Raw genomic sequence first — 4,432 nt, 5'->3', positions numbered from 1 at the left:
AGGGCGCGGACGCGGACGGCGGCGAGTTCGATGGCCAGGGGCAGGCCGTCGAGCTGGCGGCACAGGGTGGCCACGGCGTGCGCGTTGTCGGGGGTGATGGTGAAGCCGGGGGCGGCGGCCGCCGCGCGGTCGGCGAACAGGACGACGGAGTCGGCGTGGGTCCCGTTGTGAGGGGTCGCGTCGGGGTGTTCGTCGGGGAGGGGTAGGGGTGCGACGGCGAAGACGCGTTCGCCGGGGATGTCGAGGACCTCGCGGCTGGTCGCCAGCACGCGCACGCCGGGGCAGGCCGCCAGTAGGCCGGCGGTCAGCTCCGCGCAGGCGCCGACCAGGTGCTCGCAGTTGTCCAGGACCAGGAGCAGGCGCTTGTCCCGCAGGTGGTCGGTCAGCAGGGTGGTGGCGTCGGGGCCCATGGTGCGCAGGCCCAGGGCGTTGATCACGCTCTGGCCGACCTGGTCCGGTTCGCCGACCTCCGCGAGTGGCACCCAGTACGCGCCGTCGCGGAAGGGCCGTCGCACCTCGCGGGACACCTGCAGCGCCAGGCGGGTCTTGCCCACGCCGCCGGTGCCGGTCAGCGTCACCAGACGCGAGTCGGCCAGCACGCGCTTCAGCTCGGCGAGCTCGGGGCGGCGTCCCACCAGGCTCGTCACGTCGGCGGGGAACCCGCCGCCCGTCAAGATGCCCATACCAGCGAGCGTAGTCGAGCCCCGGCGACCGCGCGCTCGCCGACCGATCCGACGGACGGAGCAGACGTTCCCCGGCGACGTCGGGCTCTGGGTCGGCGGCCGCGGCAGTCTCCGGGTGAGCTTTGTCCCGTGACGTGGACACCATGACACTCGGATCTTGTCGATCCAGGAAGGGATTCCAGGCGGGACGTCCGTCGAACTACTCGGACGAGTTCCGGCGTGATGCCGGCGCGCTGTACCGGACCGCGGAGGGCCGGCGCACCTTCGCGGCCGTCGCGAAGGAGATCGGGGTCAATCACGAGATCCGCGGACCTGGGTGCGCGCCCCTTACGCCGAAAAGGCGTCGATCGGGCAGGTGCTGAACACCGAGGAGTGGGCCGAGCTCGTCCGCCCGCACAACGCCGAGCGCGAGTGGCAGGCCGAGAAGGATGTCCCGCGCCGGGCAGCGGCCTGTTTCGCACGGGAGATGAAGTGAGGCCCCGCTGCTGGGACTTCAGCTTCATCCACGCCGCCGGGTTCGGCGCCCCCGGCTTGACCGCTCCTTCGGCCTCCACGATGACCTTGAAGATCGCCTGGTAGTCGGCAGGCAGCACGCCGGCGTCCATGCCTTCTTCGCGGTGCCGGATCAGCAGCATCCCGCCCACCCCTGCAGCTGTCGTGACCCGCTCCAAGTCCTCTGCCATGGCGGGGTCCCCCCGGCCGGTCCGCCGGGCGTCGGCGAACCGGCCGAACACCACCGCTGCCACATCCAGCCGCGCGACCTCCGCGTCAACCTCGCCGAGCTCCTTCCGCAGCCGCTCGGCACGGTCGGCCAGCACCAGCCGCCGCTGCACCACGCCAGCCCCCGTGACCTACAGATTTCTGGATGGAATCACCTCAATGAGCGTCGCTCTCGTAACTCGCCGAAGTGAGCGTGGGGCGTCATGCTGGCCGTGACTCGCGAGTCTGACAAGTCCCACTTACCGCGCCGGTTCCAGGCGCGATCCGCTGATCCGGAGGTCTCCTGTGCGCAACGGCAGTAGCGGTTCTGCCGGGAGTACAGGCAACATCAGGGTGTCCTGGCTGCTCTGATCCGCGCCGTTTCGCAGGTCCATGAGGCGCTGCCGTCCCGCCCGTGAGCCTGCCGGGGTCGCCCGGTGACCGGCAAGGCCGCCGGGCAGAACGTCGCGGAAGCCGCACTCGTGCGTGCCGCCGTCAGTGACCCGGTGGCTGTTGGCAAACTGCGGACCCACCCTCCACCGCTGCCCCGCCCACGCAAGGCCGCCTCCACCGTCCCCGCCATGCGCGGCTCCTCCGGCCCGAAAGGCGGTCGCTTCGGCTGCTGGCTCGGCCGCTGCGGCCGCACCCTCCAGCCGGACACGGTGCTGCTCCGACTCGGCTTCTGGCTCAACTTCTGTGGAGGCCCACACGCTAGTGCTGGATTCCTCAAAGGCGGTACGCAAATCGCCGTCGGCATTGGCGGGTTGGTGGGGGCGGTCCGCCCCCAGAGCCAGGGCTTGGCACGTGCGTTGAGCTGGGTGGTTGCGAGGCGGGTGGCCTGGTCGGTCTCGTCGCGACGGCGCGGTAGTTCTTCAGTTTGCTGATGGCTCGTTCGACGGTGTTGCGCCTCCAGTACCGAGCCTGGTCAAACCCGGGTGGTCGGCCGCCGCCGCACCGGCCGTCGGCGCTCAGGTGGATCTTGGTTGTGAAGCCGCCTCGCGAGCGGCCCAGGGCATCGCCCTCGCAGACCGGAGCTGCAGCCTGGCCAGCATCCTGCCGCGGCGCGTCGGCGGAGTAGCGCCCGCGCGGAAGGGGCGTCGGCCCAGCACGGTGGGCACCGGCGGCATGCTGGTGGGCGCGCACGGATGTGGAGTCGACCGCGATCTTCCAGTCGATTTCACCTTCCGCATCGGCCTCGCCTTGGAGCCGACGGAGCACCGGAGCCCAGGTGCCATCCGCCGACCGCCGCCGATGCCGCTCAGAAACAGTCTTCCACGGCCCGTAGCGGAGCGGCAGGTCACGCCACGGCACCCGGTCCGAATCCAGTGCAGCACCCCGTTGATCACCTGTTGGTGGTCACGCCACCTGCCGCACCGCCCGGTGCCCACCGGCAGGTAGGGCTGAAGCCGTTGCCACTGCGCATCCGTGAGATGGCCCCCGCCCTGTCCTCCACGGCCGGATCAACGACCACTCCGCCAACGGGAAACCGGACAGACTCCTGCGGCGCGCCGGACTCAAGGAAGGCGCGCAGGCGGACGATGCATCAGGTGACCGTCGCGTGCGGGGCTGTCCCTGCCCCGGGGCGGTCCCCTTCTCATGAACGGAGATCTGATGCGACTGTCCGCGCGCTGCGCGTTCGCCGCTCTCATCCTTCTCATCCCGCTGGTCGCCTCGCAGGGTGCGGCAGCCGACGGCCCGTCCGGGCGGGCCGTTGCGGCCCCCCTGCACAGGACGGCTTCGGCTGTGCCGGGCGAGTACATCGTCACGGTGGACAAGGGCCTGGACCCGGCTCGGGTGGCGGCCAGGGTCGGGGGCGTCGAGCCGCTGCACACCTACCGGCACGCCCTGAACGGGTTCTCCGCCCGCCTGGACGCCGCCCAGCTGGAGCGGGTGCGTGCCCTGCCCGGGGTGGAGAGCGTGGAGGAGAACGGCGTCGTGAGCGCGCCGGACGCCACCACGACGCCCGCCTCCCAGCACCGGGAGGCCGCCACCAGCTGGGGCCTGGACCGCATCGACCAGCAGTCGTGGGACCCGGTCAACGGCAAGGGCGACGGGGAGTTCAACGTCAAGGGTGACGGTGCCGGTGTGACCGCCTACCTGATCGGCACCGGCATCGAGTACGGCCACGACGAGTTCGAGGGCCGCGCCACCCTCGGCACCGACACCATCGGCGACGGCAAGGAAGGGGCCGACTGCCAGGGCCAGGGCACCCACGTCGCCGGCACCGTCGGCGGCAAGACCTACGGCATCGCCCGCAAGGTGAACCTGGTGAGCGTGCGCGTCCTGGGCTGCGACGGCACAGGCACCTTCGAACAGCTCATCGCCGGCATCGACTGGGTCACCGCCAACGCCAAGAAGCCCGCCATCGCCAACCTCTCCCTCGGCGGGGACAGGAACGACGCGCTGGACAAGGCCGCCACCGCGCTCTCCGACTCGGGCGTCCTGCCCGTCGTCGCCGGCGGCAACAGCTCCAAGGACGCCTGCTACATCTCCCCCGCCGCCGCCCCACGCGTCCTCACCGTCGGCGCCTCCAACAAGTGGGACGAGGAGACCAGCTTCAGCAACTACGGCGCCTGCCTGTCCCTCTACGCGCCCGGCGACGGCATCACCTCGGCCAAGCTCGGCGGCGGGAGCGCCACCCTGGACGGCTCCTCCTTCAGCGCCCCGCACGTCACCGGCACCGCCGCCCTCTACCTCGCCGCCCACCCGGACGCCACCCCCTCCGACATCAACGAGTGGCTCGATACCGAATCCACCAAGGACGTCCTGACCAACATCACCAAGTCCAGCCCCAACGCGCTGCTGTACACCGGCGGGCTCTGACCTGCCCTGCCGCACAGCCGCCGCCCCGCCGAGCCCACAAGGCCGACGGGGCGGTCCCACGTCAAGGCCCAGACCGCGCACGGCCCACTCAAAACCCAGTACAGCCAAGCAAATGATCGACCGGACAGGACACTAGTGTCCTGCGCCCGAGATCCGTCGTTAGATCTTGCGTGAGTGATTCTTCGGATGTGCCGGTGCGTCGTCGTGGTCCTGCGTTGGAGCCGTTG

The 4,432-nt window shown here is 70.9% G+C and carries 3 protein-coding genes and 1 pseudogene; 2 read left to right on the top strand and 2 right to left on the bottom strand.

What is annotated here, in order from left to right; all coding sequences use genetic code 11:
* On the bottom strand, nt 1–683 hold a 683-nt coding region (locus ACZ34W_RS38385; RefSeq protein ID WP_465611103.1), incomplete at its 3' end, for an ATP-binding protein.
* Between the two features lie 316 nt (nt 684–999).
* Here ACZ34W_RS38385 and ACZ34W_RS38380 point away from each other — a divergent pair.
* A complete protein-coding gene (locus tag ACZ34W_RS38380) occupies nt 1,000–1,158 on the top strand; it encodes a hypothetical protein (RefSeq protein ID WP_465611101.1) in 159 nt (52 codons plus the stop codon).
* Nucleotides 1,159–2,309: 1,151 nt separating this feature from the next.
* Here the strand turns inward: ACZ34W_RS38380 and ACZ34W_RS38375 are convergent.
* Nucleotides 2,310–2,776, bottom strand: a pseudogene (locus ACZ34W_RS38375) (transposase); the annotation flags it as partial.
* 217 nt (nt 2,777–2,993) lie between these two features.
* Between ACZ34W_RS38375 and ACZ34W_RS38370 the strand changes: the two are divergent.
* A complete protein-coding gene (locus ACZ34W_RS38370) occupies nt 2,994–4,205 on the top strand; it encodes a S8 family peptidase (RefSeq protein WP_465611099.1) in 1,212 nt (403 codons plus the stop codon).
* Nucleotides 4,206–4,432: the final 227 nt, after the last annotated feature.

Source organism: Kitasatospora sp. NPDC022856, assembly GCF_055561235.1.
This window is presented reverse-complemented; position numbering and strand designations above follow the sequence as displayed.